The 16,229-nt window shown below is 42.6% G+C and carries 11 protein-coding genes, 1 tRNA gene and 1 other RNA gene; 11 read left to right on the forward strand and 2 right to left on the reverse strand.

Going from position 1 to position 16,229, the window contains the following annotated elements; genetic code table 11:
- The first annotated feature begins 5 nt into the window (after positions 1-5).
- From L0M85_RS01135 to lepB, 7 genes are all read left to right on the forward strand, one after another.
- Positions 6-806 carry an ABC transporter ATP-binding protein gene (locus tag L0M85_RS01135; RefSeq protein WP_238656193.1) on the forward strand — a complete coding sequence of 267 codons (801 nt, stop codon included), beginning with the start codon at positions 6-8 and terminating at the stop codon, positions 804-806.
- Positions 807-882: 76 nt separating this feature from the next.
- Positions 883-1,230, forward strand: a transfer-messenger RNA (tmRNA) gene (gene ssrA, locus L0M85_RS01140).
- 132 nt (positions 1,231-1,362) lie between these two features.
- A tRNA-Ser gene (locus tag L0M85_RS01145) sits at positions 1,363-1,450 on the forward strand.
- A 127-nt stretch (positions 1,451-1,577) separates the two neighbouring features.
- Positions 1,578-4,679, forward strand: a complete 3,102-nt coding sequence (locus L0M85_RS01150; protein ID WP_238656195.1) for a DNA polymerase III subunit alpha — start codon at positions 1,578-1,580, stop codon at positions 4,677-4,679.
- Positions 4,680-4,763: 84 nt separating this feature from the next.
- Positions 4,764-5,777, forward strand: coding sequence for a 6-phosphofructokinase (gene pfkA / locus L0M85_RS01155; protein WP_154858455.1), 1,014 nt, complete (start codon positions 4,764-4,766; stop codon positions 5,775-5,777).
- Between the two features lie 60 nt (positions 5,778-5,837).
- On the forward strand, positions 5,838-7,343 hold the full coding sequence (gene pyk / locus L0M85_RS01160; RefSeq protein ID WP_154858453.1) for a pyruvate kinase: 1,506 nt from the start codon (positions 5,838-5,840) through the stop codon (positions 7,341-7,343).
- 149 nt (positions 7,344-7,492) lie between these two features.
- Positions 7,493-8,050 (forward strand): signal peptidase I, encoded by a 558-nt coding sequence (lepB, locus tag L0M85_RS01165; protein WP_238656197.1) that lies wholly within the window; start codon positions 7,493-7,495, stop codon positions 8,048-8,050.
- An 89-nt stretch (positions 8,051-8,139) separates the two neighbouring features.
- Here the strand turns inward: lepB and L0M85_RS01170 are convergent, their stop codons facing one another.
- Positions 8,140-9,333 (reverse strand): cation diffusion facilitator family transporter, encoded by a 1,194-nt coding sequence (locus tag L0M85_RS01170; protein WP_238656199.1) that lies wholly within the window; start codon positions 9,331-9,333, stop codon positions 8,140-8,142.
- Between the two features lie 191 nt (positions 9,334-9,524).
- Between L0M85_RS01170 and pcrA the strand changes: the two genes are divergently transcribed.
- The 4 genes from pcrA to L0M85_RS01190 all read left to right on the forward strand — a co-directional run bounded on the left by pcrA (position 9,525) and on the right by L0M85_RS01190 (position 14,737).
- Complete coding sequence (gene pcrA, locus L0M85_RS01175) at positions 9,525-11,810, forward strand: DNA helicase PcrA (RefSeq protein WP_238656201.1); 2,286 nt, start codon at positions 9,525-9,527, stop codon at positions 11,808-11,810.
- A gap of 367 nt (positions 11,811-12,177) precedes the next feature.
- Positions 12,178-13,452: a DUF2130 domain-containing protein gene (locus tag L0M85_RS01180; protein ID WP_201087650.1), complete on the forward strand. Its 1,275-nt coding sequence runs from the start codon at positions 12,178-12,180 to the stop codon at positions 13,450-13,452.
- Positions 13,453-13,461: 9 nt separating this feature from the next.
- Complete coding sequence (locus L0M85_RS01185) at positions 13,462-13,905, forward strand: GNAT family N-acetyltransferase (protein WP_238656203.1); 444 nt, start codon at positions 13,462-13,464, stop codon at positions 13,903-13,905.
- A 31-nt stretch (positions 13,906-13,936) separates the two neighbouring features.
- Positions 13,937-14,737 (forward strand): alpha/beta hydrolase, encoded by an 801-nt coding sequence (locus L0M85_RS01190; protein ID WP_238656205.1) that lies wholly within the window; start codon positions 13,937-13,939, stop codon positions 14,735-14,737.
- A gap of 31 nt (positions 14,738-14,768) precedes the next feature.
- Here the strand turns inward: L0M85_RS01190 and L0M85_RS01195 are convergent, their stop codons facing one another.
- Positions 14,769-16,085: an FAD-containing oxidoreductase gene (locus tag L0M85_RS01195; protein ID WP_023917755.1), complete on the reverse strand. Its 1,317-nt coding sequence runs from the start codon at positions 16,083-16,085 to the stop codon at positions 14,769-14,771.
- Positions 16,086-16,229: the final 144 nt, after the last annotated feature.

The raw sequence follows: 16,229 nt of genomic DNA on the forward strand, positions 1-16,229 counted from the left end.
CTCTTATGTTTGGGAAATTAATGAAATATGAATTAAAAGCAACCTATAAGTGGTATCTCATTATTTCGGGTGTGCTTGCTATTCTCGCTATTTTTGCTGGTTTATTAGCTTCTAGTGTTATTACTGGCGCAGCAAGTTATACAGCAGATACAACCTATACGATTGTTGGAATTGTTGTTCTGGTTATTTTTGCGGGTTACATTGGCTTGACCTTGACCAACTATATCATTATTATTCGTCGTTTTTACAATAATATTTTTGGTCGAGAAGGTTATTTGACCTGGACTTTGCCAACTAGCTCTCATACCGTTTTACTTGCAAAAGCTACCTCTGCTTTGATTTGGAGTATCTTCTGTTTTATTAGCTTGGTCCTTTCTTTGGTTATTTTCCTAGGTGTAATTGGACTTTCTCAACAACAGAATATCTTTGAGGTGCTTGGTCTACTTCTTGAACGTATTGGTGGCTCTCTGTTTTGGCAAACCTTGTTTTTCCAATTGTTAGCAACCATTTCAGGGATTTTGATGCTCTATTGTGCGATTTCACTGGGCCAACTCTTTATTAATCATCGTGTCGTAATGGCCTTTGTCTTTGGTTTTATTCTTTGGGTTGTTCTTAGCATCATTGGAAGAATGTTTCCTACTGTGGAGTTAACCAGCCTTTCATATCTGTCAAGTGGCTATTATGATACCCTTAGTGATGTATTGGCTGTTAACTTTATTCCGGCTTATATCTATGAACTAGTGAAAATTGTAGCGATGTACTTTACAGTTCATTATGTAACAAAATTCAAATTGAACTTGCAATAAGAATGAAAGAGGGAGGAATTCCTCTTTTTCTTTTGCCATTTTACCCAAAAAATGATACACTTGAGTATATCATTTTGGGGTCGTTACGGATTCGACAGGCATTATGAGGCATATTTTGCGACTCGTGTGGCGACGTAAACGCTCAGTTAAATATAACTGCAAAAAATAACACTTCTTACGCTCTAGCTGCCTAAAAACCAGCAGGCGTGACCCGATTCGGATTGCTCGTGTCTGATGACAGGTCTTAATTTTAGCGAGATACGATCAAACTTTGTCTAGCAGTTTGATAAGAGAGTGATAGACTCGCAGTTTCTTGGCTTGAGTTATGTGTCGAGGAGCTGTTAAAGCAATACATAACCTATGGTTGTAGACAAATATGTTGGCAGGTGTTTGGACGTGGGTTCGATTCCCACCGGCTCCATTTTTATATATGCAAACGACAAATCCTTGTCGTTTTTTATTTCTTTAAAATCGATCAAGCAATGATATCTTGTGAGCGATCCCTAAATTTTTTGTTGACAGGAGGAGTGCTTTTCCGTATAATGGATACTAGTTTGGAAGATTACTCAAGAGGCTTAAGAGGCCGTGTTGGAAACGCGGTAGGCGTGTAACAGCGTGCGTGGGTTCGAATCCCATGTCTTCCGTAAGAGAAAGGAAAGCAGATCAGTTGATCTGTTTTTTTGTTAGGCAGGATTGGCAATGGGTAAGAGTGTCTTCTTTGGCGGATTTCCTGTATAATAGAAGGAAAGAACGGACGAAAAGGAGTGCAAGGTGATTACACAACTGGACACAAAATCGGTTTATACCTTTATGGACAGTTTAGTCTCTATTCGAGACTATATTCAGCGTGCCAAAGAAATGGGTTACCAACAAATTGGTCTCATGGATATAGATAATTTATATGGGGCCTACGAGTTTTTAGAAGAGTGCCAAAAAGCAGGTATTGGGGCTGTCCTAGGTCTTGATTTGGAAGTCGAGTTACCAGCGGGTCCCTCGTCTATCCGTTTGCTTGCATTAGGTACCGTAGGTTATAAACATTTAATCAAGATTTCCAGCATGAAAATGATGGGGACAACTGACTGGTCGGCCTTTCAACACTTGTTGGATGATCTAGCCATCATCGTTCCCTATTTTGAAGGGATTGAGTATTTAGACTTGGGCCAAGACTTTGCGATTGGTGTCTTTCCAGATACTCCAGCGAAACAGTTTTCTCGTCCTGTTTTCCCCCTCCATACAGTCCGCTATTTTTCAATGAGTGATTTGGAGAGTCTTCAGATGCTCCACGCCATTCGTAATAATTGCAGTCTGAAGGAAGTAGGAGCTGTTGACACTTCTATGATGTTACTGCCACCAGAAGAGTTGGAGCGGGCCTTTGCTCATAATTATCCAGATAGTATTTCTTATCTAGAGAAGACCCTTGCGACTGTTCATTATGAGATTGATACGCAATTGAAGCTTCCCCGCTTTAATCCAGAGAAACCTGCAGTCGAGGAATTACGTGAGTTGGCTGAGGAGGGCTTGAGAAGCAAGGGGCTGGACCAGACGGTTTACCAAGAGCGTTTGCGTCATGAATTAGCTGTCATCCATCAGATGGGCTTTGATGACTACTTTTTGATTGTCTGGGATTTATTACGGTTTGGTCGAAGCCAAGGTTACTATATGGGGATGGGCCGTGGCTCAGCAGTTGGTAGTCTAGTAGCCTACGCCTTAGATATCACAGGGATTGATCCGGTCAAGAACAATCTCCTCTTTGAGCGTTTTCTGAACTTAGAGCGCTATACCATGCCTGATATTGATATTGATATTCCAGATGTCTATCGTCCCAAATTTATCCAGTATGTTAAAAATCGCTACCGCAGTCCTCATGTGGCCCAAATTGTGACCTTCTCAACTTTTGGAGCCAAACAAGCCATTCGAGATGTTTTTAAGAGATTTGGAACCCCAGAGTATGAGTTAACCAACCTCACTAAGCGGATTGGCTTACGGGATACCTTGGCTTCCGCTTATGAAAAGAATTTAGCTTTTCGCCAAGCCATCCAAAGTCGTCCAGAATACCGGAAGGGCTTTGAAATTGCGAAGAGGATTGAAGGGCAACCACGCCAGACCTCGATTCATGCGGCAGGCGTCGTCATGAGTGGAGAAGACCTCACCAATCAAATCCCGATCAAGATGGGTGAGGAGATGAATTTGACCCAATATGATGCCCATGGTGTTGAGGCAAATGGTCTGCTCAAGATGGACTTCTTAGGACTCCGAAATTTGACCTTTGCTCAACGGATGCAGGAAGCCGTAAAGGAAAAATATCAAAAGGATATTAAGATTGAGGATATTCCCCTAGAAGATCCGGAAACGATTGCTTTGTTTGCTGCAGGAAATACCAAGGGAATCTTCCAGTTTGAGCAAGCAGGAGCTATCCGTTTATTAAGACGGGTTCAACCCAACTGTTTTGAAGAAATTGTTGCGACCACATCTTTGAACCGGCCTGGGGCTAGTGACTATATTGATAATTTCGTCAAACGCAAGCATGGCAAAGAGAAGGTTGATATGATCGATCCTAGTTTGGAAGGCATTCTAGCACCAACTTATGGCATCATGCTCTATCAGGAGCAAGTCATGCAGGTGGCCCAGACCTTTGCTGGCTTTAGTCTAGGAAAAGCCGATATCCTCAGACGGGCTATGGGGAAAAAGAACGTGGCAGAAATGCATCGGATGGAAGATGACTTTATCAAGGGGGCTGTCGCTCTTGGGCACAGTGCAGAAAAAGCCAAGCAAGTCTTTGCTATTATGGAAAAATTTGCTGGCTATGGCTTCAACCGTTCCCATGCCTATGCTTACTCAGCCTTGGCCTTCCAATTGGCTTACTTTAAAGTCCATTATCCAGATGTCTTCTTTGACATTATGCTCAACTACTCTAGCAGTGATTACTTGACCGATGCGCTCCAATTTGACTTTAAAGTAGCTCCTTTGACCATTAATACCATTCCTTATAAGGATAAGTTCCAAGATCAGAAGATTTATCTAGGAATGAAAAATATCAAAGGTCTTCCAAAAGATCTAGCCTATTGGATTATTGAGCAACGTCCCTTTGAGAGCATTGAAAATTTTATCTTGCGCTTGCCTAGCCAGTATCACAAACTTCCTCTCTTAACGCCACTGGTAGAATTGGGCTTGTTTGACTGCTTTGAAAAGAATCGCAGAAAAGTCCTTCAGAACCTTCCCAATTTATTTGTCTTTGCGGATGAATTGGGTAGCTTATTTGGTCAAGCTAATTATTCCTGGATGGATGCTGAGGATTATAGCAAGGCGGAGAAGTATGAAATGGAGCAGAGGGTCATTGGGGTCGGTCTTAGCCCTCATCCTCTGGTGGAAATTGTAGCTGCAAGTAGCCAACCGACTCGACCAATCGCTTCTTTAAGTGAAGGAGAACAGGCCACTATTCTAGTTGAAGTCCAATCGATCCGGACCATCCGAACCAAAAATGGGGAAAATATGGCCTTTTTACAAGTTTCCGATCTCCAAAAGAAGATGGATGTCACTCTTTTCCCAGATACTTATCGCCAGTATAGTGTGAAAATAAGAGAGAAGGGCTATTACTATCTCAAAGGAAAAGTGCAATCTAGAGATGGTCGTCTCCAAATGATTTTGATGGAAGCAGAAGAAGCCACCAATCAGCGTTTTTGGATTCAATTGTTTGATCACCAAGAGGACCGGGCAGTTTTAGATATCTTAAAGGCCTATCCGGGTCCCTATCCTGTCGTTATTCGCTATGAAGAGGAGAAAAAGACCATTCAATTAAAAGGAGTTTCCGTCCAGAAAAACGAGAAGTTAGAAAATGAGCTGGCAAGTATTGCTATGAAAACGATTTATCGATAAAATCTACGGAAAATAGGAGAAATTTGAGCCTCTTTGTGTTATAATCATTTAGAATGTAAAAGAAAAAAAGGAGCAAATATCGAAATGAAACGTATTGCTGTTTTAACCAGTGGTGGAGATGCCCCTGGAATGAATGCTGCTATCCGTGCAGTTGTTCGCCAAGCAATTTCTGAAGGAATGGAAGTATTTGGTATCTATAATGGATACGCTGGTATGGTTGCTGGTGATATCCATCAATTGGATGCTTCATCAGTTGGAGATATTATTTCTCGTGGTGGAACGATGCTTCATTCAGCTCGCTATCCTGAATTTGCTGAACGCGAAGGTCAATTAAAAGGGATCGAGCAGTTGAAGAAACATGGAATCGAAGGTGTCGTTGTTATCGGTGGTGATGGATCATACCACGGAGCGATGCGTTTGACAGAACATGGCTTCCCAGCTGTAGGACTTCCTGGGACAATTGATAATGATATCGTTGGTACAGATTTTACAATCGGGTTTGATACAGCAGTTACAACTGTTATGGACGCGATTGATAAGATTCGCGATACTTCGTCTAGTCACCACCGTACTTTCGTTATCGAGGTAATGGGACGTAATGCCGGGGATATTGCCCTTTGGTCTGGTATTGCTTCTGGTGCGGATGAAATTATCATTCCAGAAGAAGGCTTCGCTATCGAAGATGTCGTTGAGAGTATCAAAAAGGGCTACGAAAAAGGTCGTACACACAACATCATCGTTCTTGCTGAAGGTGTGATGTCTGCTGCTGAATTTGGTAAAGCCTTGAAAGATGCAGGAGATGCAAGCGATCTTCGTGTAACTGAACTTGGACATATCCAACGTGGTGGATCTCCTACTGCGCGTGACCGTGTTCTTGCTTCACGTATGGGAGCACATGCTGTTAAGTTGTTGAAAGCTGGTATCGGTGGTGTAGCTGTTGGTATCCGCAATGAACAAATGGTGGAAAACCCAATTCTTGGTAGTGCAGAAGAAGGAGCTCTCTTTAGCTTAACTGAAGACAGTAAGATCAAAGTGAACAACCCTCACAAGGCTGACTTGAACCTTGCAGAGTTGAACCGTAGCTTATCTTCTATTTAATATTTATTTGTTAAAATTTGTCTAAAAAGACAGTGTATTTTAAAAGGAGTCATAGAAATCATGAACAAACGTGTTAAAATCGTTGCAACCTTAGGTCCTGCGGTAGAAATCCGTGGTGGTAAAAAATTCGGTGAAGATGGATACTGGGGTGAAAAACTTGACGTTGAAGCTTCAGCTAAAAACATTGCTAAATTGATTGAAGCAGGAGCTAACACTTTCCGTTTCAACTTCTCACACGGTGACCACCAAGAACAAGGTGAACGTATGGCAACTGTTAAACTTGCAGAAAAACTTGCAGGTAAAAAAGTTGGTTTCCTTCTTGATACTAAAGGACCAGAAATCCGTACTGAATTGTTCGAAGGTGAAGCTAAAGAGTATTCATACAAAACTGGTGAAAAAATCCGTGTTGCTACTAAACAAGGTATCAAATCAACTCGTGAAGTGATTGCTTTGAACGTTGCTGGTGCTCTTGACATCTATGATGACGTTGAAGTTGGTCGTCAAGTATTGGTTGACGATGGTAAACTTGGTCTTCGCGTTGTAGAAAAAGACGATGCAACTCGTGAATTTGTCGTTGAAGTTGAAAACGACGGTGTTATTGCTAAACAAAAAGGTGTGAACATCCCTAATACTAAAATTCCTTTCCCAGCTCTTGCTGAACGTGATAATGACGATATTCGTTTCGGTTTGGAACAAGGTATTAACTTCATCGCGATCTCATTCGTACGTACTGCAAAAGACGTAAACGAAGTTCGTGCTATCTGTGAAGAAACTGGTAACGGTCACGTTCAATTGTTCGCTAAAATCGAAAACCAACAAGGTATCGATAACTTGGACGAAATCATTGAAGCTGCTGACGGTATCATGATCGCTCGTGGTGACATGGGTATCGAAGTACCATTCGAAATGGTTCCAGTTTACCAAAAAATGATCATCACTAAAGTAAACGCTGCTGGTAAAGTTGTTATCACTGCAACAAACATGCTTGAAACAATGACTGAAAAACCACGTGCAACTCGTTCAGAAGTATCAGACGTATTTAACGCTGTTATCGACGGAACTGACGCAACTATGCTTTCAGGTGAGTCTGCGAATGGTAAATACCCACTTGAGTCAGTTACAACAATGGCTACAATTGATAAGAACGCTCAAACTCTTCTTAATGAATACGGACGTTTGAACTCAGATTCATTCGAACGTAACTCTAAGACAGAAGTTATGGCTTCAGCAGTTAAAGATGCTACAAACTCAATGGACATCAAATTGGTTGTAACTTTGACTAAGACTGGTCACACAGCACGTTTGATCTCTAAATATCGTCCAAATGCTGATATCTTGGCATTGACATTTGACGAATTGACTGAACGTGGATTGATGTTGAACTGGGGTGTTATCCCAATGTTGACAGATGCTCCATCATCAACTGACGATATGTTCGAAATCGCAGAACGTAAAGCAGTAGAAGCAGGTCTTGTACAATCTGGTGACGATATCGTTATCGTTGCAGGTGTGCCACTTGGCGAAGCTGTTCGTACAAACACAATGCGTATCCGTACAGTACGTTAATCTAACCAATGAACAAACCTTGTTCTCTAAGCGTAAAAGCTTGGAGGCAAGGTTTTTTTAGTGCAAGTTTCTGACAATTTGGGAATGTGGGCCTTTTTTATTGTCTAATAAAATGGTATAATGAAATGAGCTGAAAGGGGGGGATAGGAATGTCGAAAAGGGATTTGATTCGGAATATGATCATCATTGGAATATTGGGCTTGGTACTTATTACTTTGCGCCTATTTGTTTTTCAACCATTGTGGGTATCTGATCAAATGGCCAATGCCTCCGTTAAGAAAGATGATTTAGTATTAGCGACTAAAAAGGGGAAAATTGATCGAACGGACTTAGTCCTCTATCATGTAAAAGAGAAACAATATCTTGGACGTGTCATTGCGATAGAGAGCGATGAGGTAAGCTATGTGGATGATGTCTTTTATCTGAATGGTGTAGCTACAGCAGAACCATATTTGGACAAGATGAAGACCAAACATTTGGCTGCCCCAAGTGGCGATTATTTTACAAATGATTTTTTCTCTAGAGAACTCAAGGGAACCAAGGCTGGAAAAGTACCTAGTAATAGTTACTTAGTCCTAAATGATGATCGCAACAATACCAAAGACAGTCGTGAATTTGGTTATATTCAATCAGATCAGATTGAGGGTGTTGTCGATTTCAGATTGTACCCTCTAAATAAATTTGGTTTTATTAAAGAAGAAGAATAGTCCGGAAGGGCTATTTTTTCTTACAAAAAAGCTACTGCAGAAAGGAATTGCAGTAGCTTTTTGTTCTGGTCAAATTGAGGGAGAGGGATCTATTCTTCTTGTTTACTAGTAATTTGGTGAAAGACCTTTTGCCAATGTTCATGGCGACGCCAGAGACTGGTGTGAACCTGGTTGTGTAATTCATAGCGAATCAATTTGGTCTTTTGGCTGATGGATTCGATCTCGAAATTCTTAAAGGGAATTTGATGCTCTTCCTGCAAACGGACCAGGTCCTCTTTGTGACTTTCTTGGCCGAATTCATTAATGAGGGTGAAGTTGTCTGCAAGAAGGGTTTGGTACTCTTGCTGAGCTTGCAAGCGTTCCTCATAGGTCTTTAATTTGAGAAGGACATTGTCCAGAATCTCATCTTCAGGGATAGAACTTGGCTCCACATGGACATCGATATCAAAGACGCCAAACTGTTCCTTGAGAAGGCGCTCGACCTCTTCGGTAATGGCATGGCTCTCATAAACAGAAAGGTCAGGATTCATTTCGATGACGACATCCAGGTAGATGTTGCTACCGTATGTCCGTCCCCGTTGGGATTTGACCCGGCTGACTTTGGGCAATTCTAGAATGGCAGCCTTGTATTTATCAAGAAGGCTTTCATCAAATCCATCTGAGAGGCTGAAGGAGGATTCAATGAAAATATCGTAGGCTGTCTTTAGAATAAAGAAAGTAATAACGATGGCCACTAATTGGTCCACAATCGGATAGTTAAGAGCACTAGCTCCAATCGCAACAGAGGTTCCTAAAGAAGTGACCACGTCAGACAGGTTATCTTTAGCAGCTGCATTGAGGGCCTTGGACTGGGCTTTCTTGGCTAAAGTGCGGTTATGAAGATAGACCGCAAACATGACAAGGGCTGACCCAACTCCAACAATGGCTCCTAAAGGATCAATAACAGTTGTTTCCCTGCTGAGGATTTTTTGAACCGTATCTCGTAGGACATCAAAGCCCACATAAAACATGATGATGGAAGTTACTAGGCTAGCTAGATCTTCAATCTTCCAATGACCAAATCGGTGGTCGCGGTCAGCTGGCTGGCGGGCCATGCGAATGCCAATGAGAAGGGCGACATTACTGATAATATCTGATAAGTTATTAAAACCATCAGCAACCAAACTGGAGGAGTGAAGGAGGTGCCCTGTTGCTAACTTAGCAGCGGATAGGAGCAGGTAGGCCACGATACTGATCAGGGCTCCACGTTCGGCTAGTTTTAAATTACTTTGTGACTTTTCCACGAGTCCCTCCTTACTTTTCATTTTTTATTTCATTCGTTTCCTCGTTTTCCTTTGATAAAGAAAAACGTTTCTTCTTAAAGATTCATTATAGACTTTTTACGCTTAAAATTCAAATGAAGCCGACCATTTTCTCAAGGAGAAAGAGGCAAATTGTGGTATAATAGAACGATTGAATGAACGAGGAGTATGAGATGAATCCTTTATTGAATGGTATGAATGAGCGCCAAGCGGAGGCGGTCCAAACGACAGAAGGTCCCCTCTTAATTATGGCGGGGGCAGGTTCTGGTAAGACACGTGTCTTGACCCATCGGATTGCTTACTTGATTGATGAAAAAATGGTCAATCCTTGGAATATCTTGGCTATTACCTTTACCAATAAGGCCGCTCGGGAGATGAAAGAGCGAGCTTACCAGTTGAATCCAGCAACCCAAGATTGCTTGATCGCCACCTTCCACTCCATGTGTGTGCGTATCCTTCGCCGCGATGCGGATCACATTGGTTACAATCGTAACTTCACCATTGTCGATCCGGGTGAGCAACGGACCTTGATGAAGCGGATTTTGAAGTCCTTGAACTTGGATCCTAAAAAATGGAATGAACGGACCATCTTGGGGACTATTTCCAATGCTAAAAATGACCTGATCGATGAAGTGGCCTATGCTGCCCAAGCGGGAGATATGTATACCCAGATCGTCGCCAAATGTTATGAGGCCTACCAAAAGGAACTCCGTCAGTCAGAAGCAGTAGACTTTGATGATTTGATTATGCTGACCTTGCGTCTCTTTGACCAGCATCCAGATGTGCTGACCTATTACCAGCAGAAGTTCCAATACATCCATGTAGATGAGTACCAAGATACCAACCATGCCCAATACCAATTGGTCAAACTCTTGGCTTCACGCTTTAAAAATATCTGTGTCGTTGGGGATGCGGACCAGTCTATTTATGGCTGGCGGGGAGCAGATATGCAGAATATCCTGGACTTTGAGAAGGATTATAAGGAAGCTAAGGTCGTCCTCCTAGAAGAGAATTACCGCTCGACTAAGACGATTTTGCAAGCAGCTAATGATGTCATCAAAAACAATCGCCACCGCCGTCCGAAGAATCTCTGGACACAAAATGAAGACGGGGAAGAGATTGTTTATTACCGGGCTAATGACGAGCAGGATGAAGCAGTCTTTGTTGCTAAAACCATTGAAGAGCTTAGTCGCGAAGCTGGCTACAAACACCGTGATTTTGCTGTTCTCTACCGGACAAATGCCCAGTCACGGACCATTGAAGAAGCGTTACTCAAGTCCAACATTCCTTACACTATGGTAGGGGGCACCAAGTTTTATAGCCGGAAGGAAATTCGGGATGTCATTGCTTATCTGAACTTGATTGCTAACCTCAGTGACAATATCAGTTTTGAGCGCATTATCAATGAACCTAAGCGGGGAATCGGGCCAGGTACAGTGGATAAGATTCGCGATTTTGCCCAAATGCAAGAGACTTCGCTCCTGGATGCTTCGGCCAATATCATGCTCTCAGGTATCAAAGGAAAGGCAGCCCAGGCTATCTGGGACTTTGCCAATCTCATTCTTGATTTGAGAGAAAGATTGGACCAGCTGACCATTACAGAATTGGTCGAAGAAGTCCTTGATAAGACAGGTTATATGACAGCCTTAACCAATCAGGGGAATTTGGAAAGTCAGGCCCGCATCGAGAATATCCAAGAGTTCCTATCTGTTACCAAGAATTTTGATGAAAACGGGGAAACCGTCGAAGACGAAACAGGTGTGGAAACCTTGAGTCGTTTCTTGAATGATTTGGCCTTGATTGCCGATACAGACGATGGAGCCCAAGAGACCTCAGAAGTGACCTTGATGACTCTTCACGCGGCTAAGGGATTGGAGTTTCCAGTTGTCTTCTTGATTGGGATGGAAGAAAATGTCTTTCCACTTAGTCGTGCGGCTGAGGATCCAGATGAGTTGGAAGAAGAGCGTCGTTTGGCTTACGTGGGGATCACGCGGGCAGAGAAGGTTCTCTTCTTGACCAATGCCAACTCGCGTTTGCTCTTTGGGCGGACCAGCTACAACCGTCCGACGCGCTTTATCAATGAAATTAGCTCAGATTTGTTAGCCTACCAAGGATTGGCCCGTCCAGTCAACACTAGTTTTAAGGCATCTTATAGCAATGGTGGCGGAACGACCTTTGGAAAAGGCATGAGTCTGTCACAAGCCCTTCAAGAGCGCAAGAGACAAGCAGCACCAAGTGCTCTCACGTCATCAAGCCTCCCCTTTGGCAATAGTAACCGAGATGCTGCTAAAGAAAGCGTCGCTTGGTCCATTGGCGACATTGCCATTCACAAGAAGTGGGGTGAAGGGACTGTCCTAGAAGTCTCTGGTAGTGGTAGTACCCAAGAGCTCAAGATCAACTTCCCAGAAGTGGGTCTAAAGAAACTCTTGGCCAGTGTCGCGCCAATTGAGAAGAAATAAGTGGAGACCAGTAAGCTAAGTCCACTGTTTCAGATTATAAACAAGCAACATCTTTTCAGAAATCTAAAGTTATTACTGAATGAGACTATTGAAAAAATATTTTGGAACTAGTGCAAAATAGATTGAGACTTTTCGCCGTGAGGAAAGCATCAGAAACGCATTAGTTTCTGGTGCTCGGTAGATTTGAGACGTAAGGCTCAAATCTAAGGTATGGAATCCCAAAGGGAGTCGCTACCGTCCGTCCTCACTTAAGGAAAGTCTCTATAGAGAAATGAATATTCAGTTAAAACCAGCAAGCTTCGTTTGCTGGTTTTGATTTTACTGGTGGCATGATATAATATACTAAGAATAGAGAAAGAGGCATGCTATGAACGAAATCAAGTGCCCCAACTGTGGGGAAGTTTTTACAGTCAATGAAAGTCAATACAGCGAACTCTTGTCACAGGTACGGACAGCAGAGTTTGACAAGGAAATTCATGAGCGAATTCGGCAAGAGTTGGCTTTGGCTGAGCAAAAGGCCCTTAATGAGCAGCAAGAGAAGTTAGCAAAGAAGGATCAAGAAATTGCTCAGTTACAAAACCAGATTCAACAGTTTGATACTGAAAAAGAATTAGCCAAAAAAGAGGTGGAGCAAACGGCAAGCCAAAGTCTGCTAGAGAAAGAAAAAGAAGTGCAAGCACTGGAGAATCAGTTGGCTACCTTGCGCTTGGAGCATGAGAATCAGCTTCAAAAAACACTGTCTGATCTAGAGAAAGAAAGAGATCAGGTCAAAAATCAGCTCCTATTACAAGAAAAAGAAAACGAGCTTTCTCTGACTTCTGTTAAGCAAAACTATGAAGCCCAACTTAAGGCAGCAAATGAGCAAGTAGAGTTCTATAAGAACTTCAAGGCCCAACAGTCGACCAAGGCCATCGGGGAAAGTCTGGAACAGTATGCGGAGAGTGAGTTTAACAAGGTGCGTAGCTTTGCCTTCCCAAATGCCTACTTTGAAAAGGACAACAAGGTCTCTGCGCGTGGGTCTAAAGGCGACTTTATCTTCCGCGAGTGCGATGAAAATGGGGTAGAGATTATCTCCATTATGTTCGAGATGAAGAATGAAGCTGACGGGACAGAGAAGAAGCACAAGAATGCCGATTTCTACAAAGAGTTGGACAAGGACCGTCGAGAAAAGAACTGTGAATATGCGGTTTTAGTGACTATGCTTGAGGCAGATAACGACTACTTCAACACAGGGATTGTCGATGTCAGCCATGAGTATGAGAAGATGTATGTCGTCCGTCCTCAGTTCTTTATCCAGATCATTGGGCTCCTGCGGAATGCGGCCCTTAATTCCCTTAAATACAAGCAGGAATTGGCGCTTGTCCGTGAACAAAATATCGACATCACCCACTTTGAAGAAGACCTGGATGCCTTCAAAGTAGCCTTTGCTAAGAACTACAATTCGGCTTCTGTCAACTTTGGCAAGGCCATCGATGAAATCGACAAAGCCATCAAGCGGATGGAAGAAGTCAAGAAATTCTTGACCACATCAGAAAATCAACTCCGACTTGCCAATAATAAATTGGATGATGTTTCCGTTAAAAAATTGACTCGGAAGAATCCAACCATGAAGGCCAAATTTGATGCCTTGAAGGAAGACTAGGAGGATCCTATGCAGATACGAAAAGCAACCATAAAAGATGCTGAAGCACTACTGGCTCTATACGAAGACTTGGGCTATCCAACGACCGCTTCTAAGCTGTCTCGACGTTTAGAAATGATTCTTTCTCAACCACATTATGGCTGTCTTCTAGCTGAAAGAAACGGAGAAATTTTAGCTTTCTTAGGTTATGCAAAGCTCTTCTTTTTTGAAGCAGATGGATCTTACTATCGTATTTTAGCTTTGTCAGTTGCAAAAGAAACAAGACGACAAGGAATTGCTAGTAGGCTAATCGATGAATTGAAAAAACAAGCGGTAAAAGAAGGAGTTGAGGCACTGGCTTTAAATAGTGGATTAACCGCTGAACGAAATGCTGCACATCAGTTTTATCAGGCAGTTGGATTTGAAAAAGTGACTGCTGGCTTTGCCTTGCATTTAAAAACTCAACATAAGTAAATCATGAAAAAATAGTAGAGGGAACGAAGTAATGTCTTCAACAAAAGGGAAAACCTTATATTTTAACGAAAAGAGCATGGACTATGTGACCTTTGGTAAAGGAAAGAAGTCTCTCGTTATCATACCAGGGTTGGGGGATGGGCTTCAGACCGTTAAAGGAAAGGCACAGCTCTTTTCTCTCTCGTATCGTCTACTTGCTAAGCGATATAAGATCTATGTTTTTTCTCGAATCAATGAGTTGAGACAGGGCTATACGACGCGGGATATGGCAGCAGATGTAGCAGAAGCAATGGAGACACTAAACCTAGATACCGCTTATGTTATGGGGATTTCACAAGGTGGAATGATTGCCCAATGGTTGGTGGCGGATTTCCCTGAAAAGGTTCAAAAGCTCATCTTAGCTGTGACCACTGCAAAACCTAGTCAACTTGCTAGAGAACGAATTGAACATTGGCAACAACTTAGTCAATCTGGAAATTTTAAGCATCTCATGCTGGATATTGCAAAGCATTCCTATACGCAAAAGAGCTATCAAAAGTGGCGGTTGCTTTATAATATTATGGGTCGCTTGGGGCGAATCAAAGATGAAAATAGAATAGCCATTCAGTCTCAGTCTTGCCTGGAACATAATAGCCGTGAGGTCTTAAAGGAAATTCAGTGTCCAACCTTTGTCCTTGGTGCGCTTGAAGATGATGTGATTGGTGTGGACGGATCCAAGGAACTGGCAAAAGCGATTTCGGGTTGTCAGCTCCTTATTCTGAAGCATTCTGGGCATGCTCTTTATGAAGAAAATAAAGCATTTCAAGAGGCTGTCTGTGGATTCTTAAACTAAAAAACGCTGGAAAAATTTCCAGCGTTTTTATTTAAATCGCAAAGAGATCGTTTAGGTTTTCTGCCATGGTTGGGTGGGTAAAGATTTGTTTTGCGATGTAAGTATAAGGGATCTTGTTGTCCATCGCCATGGTAATCAGGTTGATGATTTCGCCTGCAGCTTCTCCAAAGAGCGTCACTCCAAGAATTTCTTTGGTTTCTGGGTTAACCACGGCTTTGAAGGCACCTCGAAGGTCTGCATTGACGTGTCCGCGTGGCATAGCAGCAACTGGCAATTCTTTAACAGCAACTGGAAGTTCTTTGTCACGTGCTTCTTGCTCGGTCAAGCCGACTTGGGCAAGTGGAGGAGCAATAAAGAGTGTTGTCGCATAATTTCTACGAGTTTCGAGATTGTAGCTACCATCGCCTGTGAGGTAGTTGAAGACAATGCGGAAGTCATCGAGTGACATGTAGGTGAATTGAGGGCCACCATTGACATCTCCAACTGCAAAGACACCAGGGACGCTGGTTTCCAAATAACGGTTGACTTGGATCGCTCCACGATCAGTGACTTGGATGTCTGTGTTTTCAAGACCAAGTCCAGCTGTGTTTGGCTTACGACCTGTTGCGTAGAGAAGGATATCGAACTCAAAGTCTCCCTTATCTGTGACAACCGTTAAGCTGTTTTGGCCATCTTTGATTTCTTGGGTATGAATGCCTTGCAAGAATTGAATACCGTCTTCTTCAAGGTAGCCTTTTGCAAGAGCTGCAATACTTGGCTCGATCCGTGGCAAGAATGTTTCAGAAGCATCCAATACCGTTACTTGGCTGCCCAAGGTATTATAGAGATGAGCAAATTCCAATCCGATTGGTCCACCACCAAGGACACCCAAGCGTTTAGGTAGGTTTTCCAAACGTTGAATGCCGGTTGAATCCACGGCAAATTTACTTTCAGCCAAACCTGGAATCGGAAGGACATTTGGCACAGCACCAGTATTAATAATAATGGTTTCAGCTGTCAATTCTTCCTTTTCATCTCCAGCTTGAATTTCGATGACCTTGTTAGAAACGAAACGAGCCGTCGCGTCGATAATGTCTACGCCAGTTCCAGCAATGGTTGCGTAGTTCTTGCCGTTGAGACGAGTCGTCACTGCATTTTTCTCATTCATAGCTTGCTCAAAATCCAAGCCTTTTTCTGCTGCAACAATCAAGGTCTTGGTTGGAATACAAGCGATATTGATACAAGTACCACCGTACATAGATTTGCTCTTTTCAATCAGAGCGACTTTTTTTCCTTGGCTTGATAATTTCGCTGCGAGTGTTTTACCAGCTTTACCAAATCCAATCACAATAACATCATACATTAACATATGTTACACCTTCTTTCGCTTTCTATTGTATCAAACCCATTTTAAAAAGTCTGAAATCTGCTACGGGATTTTTTGGAAGCTCATGGGGAGGGAGAAAGAGGGACAAGAAGTCTTGTTTCATGATATAATAAAGGGTCGGTGTCC

The organism is Streptococcus sp. DFI.7.26 (assembly GCF_022240605.1).
Lineage (GTDB): Bacteria > Bacillota > Bacilli > Lactobacillales > Streptococcaceae > Streptococcus > Streptococcus xiaochunlingii.

Bases quoted from the DNA above. Each gene is read 5' to 3' on its own strand.
- L0M85_RS01190 (WP_238656205.1), top strand. From the start codon at position 13,937: ATGTCTTCAACAAAAGGGAAAACCTTATATTTTAACGAAAAGAGCATG.
- L0M85_RS01195 (WP_023917755.1), bottom strand. From the start codon at position 16,085: ATGTTAATGTATGATGTTATTGTGATTGGATTTGGTAAAGCTGGTAAA.
- pyk (WP_154858453.1), top strand. From the start codon at position 5,838: ATGAACAAACGTGTTAAAATCGTTGCAACCTTAGGTCCTGCGGTAGAA.
- pfkA (WP_154858455.1), top strand. From the start codon at position 4,764: ATGAAACGTATTGCTGTTTTAACCAGTGGTGGAGATGCCCCTGGAATG.
- L0M85_RS01185 (WP_238656203.1), top strand. From the start codon at position 13,462: ATGCAGATACGAAAAGCAACCATAAAAGATGCTGAAGCACTACTGGCT.
- L0M85_RS01180 (WP_201087650.1), top strand. From the start codon at position 12,178: ATGAACGAAATCAAGTGCCCCAACTGTGGGGAAGTTTTTACAGTCAAT.
- lepB (WP_238656197.1), top strand. From the start codon at position 7,493: ATGTCGAAAAGGGATTTGATTCGGAATATGATCATCATTGGAATATTG.
- L0M85_RS01135 (WP_238656193.1), top strand. From the start codon at position 6: ATGTTTGGGAAATTAATGAAATATGAATTAAAAGCAACCTATAAGTGG.
- pcrA (WP_238656201.1), top strand. From the start codon at position 9,525: ATGAATCCTTTATTGAATGGTATGAATGAGCGCCAAGCGGAGGCGGTC.